The sequence below is a fragment of the uncultured Anaerovibrio sp. genome (genome assembly GCF_947302755.1).
Taxonomy (GTDB): domain Bacteria; phylum Bacillota; class Negativicutes; order Selenomonadales; family Selenomonadaceae; genus Anaerovibrio.
The window spans coordinates 1-4770 of sequence record NZ_CAMYWM010000158.1; the positions used below are offsets into that span (position 1 = coordinate 1).

A 4770-nucleotide genomic window follows, 5' to 3' on the forward strand; every position below is an offset into this window, starting at 1 on the left:
TGCATTCTGTTCAGCAGTGTATTATAAATGAGATAATATTTTATTGAAAGATAAATATAAAGAACGATGAGCCAAAAATACAGAATTTATTCCATTATGACTATATTACCATAAATTTGATGATAATTGGTCAATAAGCGGAACATATAGCTGGGTTAATGAGAACTTCCGCAGTAAAAATACCCATATTAATCCTGATGGTACAACGGATGATATGCTAATAAATAAATACCGTCCCAAAAATGTGTATGGTTTTCATTTAACCTATGATAAGGATAAATGGTTTGCTGATTTAGCTTGCACCATTTATTCGGGTAATGATACCAAATATTTCTCTTCCAGCAGCTTTAATATTTGGGATTTAGCGATTAACTATCATTTCAATAAAGATATACTGGTATATCTAAATATTAATAATATTACTAATGCTGCCTATGAAACAAAGGCCTTAGCCACTTATGGACCAGGTGCTTTGCCGGAGGTCGGACGTAACTTTATGCTTGGTGTAAAGTATTCCTTTTAATTGTTTCATGTTTTATGTTCTTATTATTGGCTTAGCTTTTACATACTACAGCAAAGCCATTAATTTAATTCGGCTAAATTCAGTAAGGGGTGAACACTCCCTACTGAATAGGTCGGATAATATCATAAGGAGAACTAATGTCTAGGACGCTTAAGAAATTTGTGGCTGGTGTATTTTGCGCCTGTTTAATTGCTGGCTGTGGTCAGCTTCAGACGGGACATTCCCCTCAAGGAGTAGCCCAGTATACTGGTCATGATATCGTGGTAGATGCTTTTTCTTCCAATGGAAAAAGCATACAATTACATTTTCATAGGTCACCGAATCGTATAGTAGCTGTTTGGCAAAATTCAGTGGAAACCATTTTAGCATTGGAGGCCGGTGATAGAATAGTAGCTGCCCTAGGTGTGCCAAATGAAGAATGTCTAAAGCCTGAATATCGGGCTATATACAATAAAATACCGCTAAAGCAATTTCAGCTTTTAGATACTGAGCATATATTGATGCTTGAACCAGATTTTATTTTAGGATGGAGTTCAACATTTTCTGAGAAAACGACAAAGACAACAGATTTTTGGCTGGGAAGAGGGATTAACACCTATTTTCCGGTAAATACAATGTCTGGACGTAAGCAACGGACCATCGATGATGAATATAAATATATTATTGATATAGGGACTATTGTAAATAAACGGGAAAAGGCAGAGGAAATAGTGCAGGAAATGCAGGAAAAAATTAGCTATATCCAGATAAATACGTTGCATCGCACTCGGCCTCGGGCACTTATCATCGAGCAAATGAGGGATAGCTACATGGTATATGGTGCAAATTCCCTAGCCGGTGACATATTGCGTAGTGTTAATGGAGAAATCATTGCTCCTGGCAAAAACATAAGTTATGAGGAAATAATTGAGGCGAATCCCGATGTTATATTTATGGTATATTCGGAAAACAATTATGCCAATGCCGAAAAAATAACGGAAAATTTTATTAATAAAGCGGCTTTACAGGATGTAAATGCTATAAAAAATAAACGTATATATAATCTTCCCCTATATGTAATCTATGGTAGTGCCACCAGAACCTATGATGGAATATGTATGATGGCAGCTGGTTTGTATCCTGATTTGTTTGGAGGACAGAAATGAATGATAACAGCAAAAAGATTTTTATAATTTTCATGTTGCTGATTGTATTGATGATTGAAATGTTTTTGTCCCTGATGATAGGTTCAGTTGATTTATCTTTACATGATATTTGGCGAACCATTGTAAATGGTCTTATCAGTGATAAAGCTGTTAATATGCCAGGGCAGGGCCCATTACACGATATAATTTGGATTTTACGGATGCCGAGGATATTGTTGGCCGGCATTGCTGGAGCAGGCTTGGCAGTATGTGGAGTGGTCATGCAGGCTATTATTAAAAATCCGTTAGCAGACCCTTATATAATGGGAATTTCTTCAGGTGCCTCCCTGGGAGCCACTGTAGCAATTTTATTAGGGGTAGGCAGTGGGATATTCAGTAATTTTGTGGGGGTTGCGGCTTTTTTAGGTGCTGTCGGTATATCGGTGTTGGTTTTATTACTGGCTAATATTGGGGGTAACGTTCACGCAGTAAAGCTGCTGCTTATAGGTATGGCTCTCAACATGGTGTGTTCAGCCATGTCAAGCTTTGTGGTATATTTTGCCCAGGATAAGGAGGGAATTCAAAGCATTACCTTTTGGCTTATGGGAAGCTTTGCCGGAGCGGACTGGTTAACTCTACCAGTGGTGGGAGGTATAAGCCTTGTGGGAATATTATTCTTTATTATGCATAATCGCGTCCTCGATATGATGTTGTTTGGCGATGAAACCGCTGTTACCTTGGGTATGGATTTGCACTATTATCGGCAGAGCTATGTGCTGCTTTCGGCCTTAATGGTTGGTTTTATTGTATATTCTGCTGGTATGTTGGGCTTTGTCGGTTTGTTGGTTCCTCATGTAGCCCGAATAATTGTAGGCACGGAGCACCGATATTTGTTGCCTATGGCAGGATTGTTGGGAGCAATATTATTGGTGTTGGCGGATGTAGTATCTCGATCTCTTATCGAGCATTCGGAAATCCCCGTCGGAATAATTATTTCGCTCATTGGTGCCCCATGCTTTGTTTATATGATTGTACGCAAGGCATATTTTACTGGAGGTAATCAGTAAATGAATATTAAAATAGATAATCTTTTTGTCAAGCTGGGTAATAAACCAATAATAAAGGGGCTGAACCTGTCTATAAATAGTGGCGAGCTGGTTGGGATAATTGGGCCAAACGGCAGTGGAAAATCTACACTGCTTAGAACAATATATCGTGTATTAAAACCAGAAACTGGGGTAATTTATTTTGATGGAATAAATATTCAGGATAAATCCTATAAGGAAACTGCGAGGCAGCTGAGTGTGGTATCGCAGCACAACAATTTTTCCTTTGATTTTTCTGTGGGTAGTGTTGTTGTCATGGGGAGAGCACCTCATAAACGTCTTATGGAACAAAATAACAGTGATGACTACAGACTGGTGCGGGAAGCGTTAACAAGGGTTGGATTGTCTGGCTTTGAAAAGAGAAGGTTTAATACCTTATCTGGCGGCGAGCAACAGCGGGTCATTTTAGCCCGGGCTTTAGTACAAAATACGGAGACTCTCATATTGGATGAACCGACTAATCATTTGGATATCAAATATCAACTTCAGCTCATGTCCATGGTCAAAAATATCGGCTGTACAACTATAGCTGCTATTCATGATCTCAATATCGCAGTGATGTACTGTGATAAAATTGTTGTGATAAAGGCTGGACAGCTTATGGGAGTTGGTACTCCTGATGAGCTTATTACTCCAGAGCTGATTTGGGATATATATGGTGTAAATGCTACTATTTACCGAACAAAAGACAATGAAATGTACATTTTGTTTACGAAAACTATATAGCGAGGATGTCCCCCACCTCTTTAGGTGGGGTAAGATAAACTACAACCCCACGCAAACTTCTTTAATGCACATTACTTAAACAAGTTTTTGTAAATATAATATGCTATTAGCACCATTTTTATTTGACAATTATATAATAACGTGTATACTAATGTGTGTTGAATAATTGAATATTGTTATGGAACAGGTGCCGCAAGGCTTAATAGAGAAGCTGGTATAGTCCAGATGGACAAGGGAATTGAGCTGGAAGTGAAGCACAAATTTGACGACCAGTGGAAGAGTTATTTTAACTACACCTTTGAGTCCGGTGAACTGACCAGTGATGGTGAAAGTGAGCGAAATTGGAGTATTCCAAAGCATTTAATGCATTTTGGCGTGGAAAATAATTTGGGCAAATTATCCACCAATCTGGATTTTAATTATGTTAGTGAACGGCAGAAGGTAAATTCCACCACAGGTGAATACGGCTCTGAGGATGCCTTCTTTACGGCAAATTTGATATTTAACTACGCCTTCAATAAAAATTTCTCTGCTCATTTTAGTATTAATAACCTATTTGATCGTAAATTCTATGCTAGCGAAGCGACGGATGGCCGCAACTACATGTTTGGCCTTAATGCCAGCTTCTAAGAATTATTGTCATGAAGAAAATATATACTTTACATAAGGTTTTAGGCTTAACCACCGCTCTTGTGTTCATTGTCGTATGTATTACCGGTTTCTTTCTGCTGTTTCGGGGGGAAATGGCGGAGGGAAATAGTTATGCTATGGAACATGACCTGACAAGGGATATGGACAGCAGGGAAATATGGTCTCATGCCGAAGAGGCAATAGAGACGGTACATGCCCAATATTCAATGGCCAGGGTGGACAGCATACGCCTATATGAATCCAGTGGCAGATTGAGCTTACGCTGCCAGGTTGACGGTAAAAATATACGGGTATTTTATGATGTGGGCAGTAACTCCCTTATTTCGTCAGCTGGTGCAGTAAAACAGGCTTTTATTGATAGGCTAATACAACAATTTAGCCGTATTCATAAAAATCTTGGCCTGGGTCCTACCGGGCGCAATATGTTATATGTCCTTTGTATATTGACGGTATTAACTATTGCCTCTGGCTATTATATTAATTATCATCTCTCCCATCAGGTTCCAGTGGGGCTAATACGAAAAAACTCACGCAGGCTATGGCTCTCGGACTGGCACAGATTTATCAGTGCTGTAGCTGGTCCATGGGCCTTAATAATGACATTGTCAGGTGTGTTGATTTTTGGCTATTCAGACATGAC

General features: G+C 39.0%; 6 protein-coding genes. All 6 read left to right on the forward strand.

The genetic code is table 11. The features are described from left to right. Nucleotides 1–214 precede the first annotated feature (214 nt). Nucleotides 215–523, forward strand: coding sequence for a hypothetical protein (locus tag Q0Y54_RS11640; RefSeq protein WP_366072739.1), 309 nt, complete (start codon nt 215–217; stop codon nt 521–523). A gap of 161 nt (nt 524–684) precedes the next feature. Continuing rightward, on the forward strand, nt 685–1668 hold the full coding sequence (locus Q0Y54_RS11645) for an ABC transporter substrate-binding protein (protein ID WP_297968118.1): 984 nt from the start codon (nt 685–687) through the stop codon (nt 1666–1668). Next, nucleotides 1665–2714, forward strand: a complete 1050-nt coding sequence (locus Q0Y54_RS11650; protein ID WP_297968121.1) for an iron ABC transporter permease — start codon at nt 1665–1667, stop codon at nt 2712–2714. Before Q0Y54_RS11645 ends, Q0Y54_RS11650 begins: the two co-directional genes overlap by 4 nt. After that, a complete protein-coding gene (locus Q0Y54_RS11655) occupies nt 2715–3479 on the forward strand; it encodes an ABC transporter ATP-binding protein (RefSeq protein WP_297968123.1) in 765 nt (254 codons plus the stop codon). 225 nt (nt 3480–3704) lie between these two features. Continuing rightward, on the forward strand, nt 3705–4109 hold the full coding sequence (locus Q0Y54_RS11660) for a TonB-dependent receptor domain-containing protein (RefSeq protein ID WP_297968126.1): 405 nt from the start codon (nt 3705–3707) through the stop codon (nt 4107–4109). An 11-nt stretch (nt 4110–4120) separates the two neighbouring features. Next, nucleotides 4121–4770, forward strand: a 650-nt coding sequence (locus Q0Y54_RS11665) for a PepSY-associated TM helix domain-containing protein (RefSeq protein ID WP_297968129.1), incomplete at its 3' end; no start/stop codon positions are given.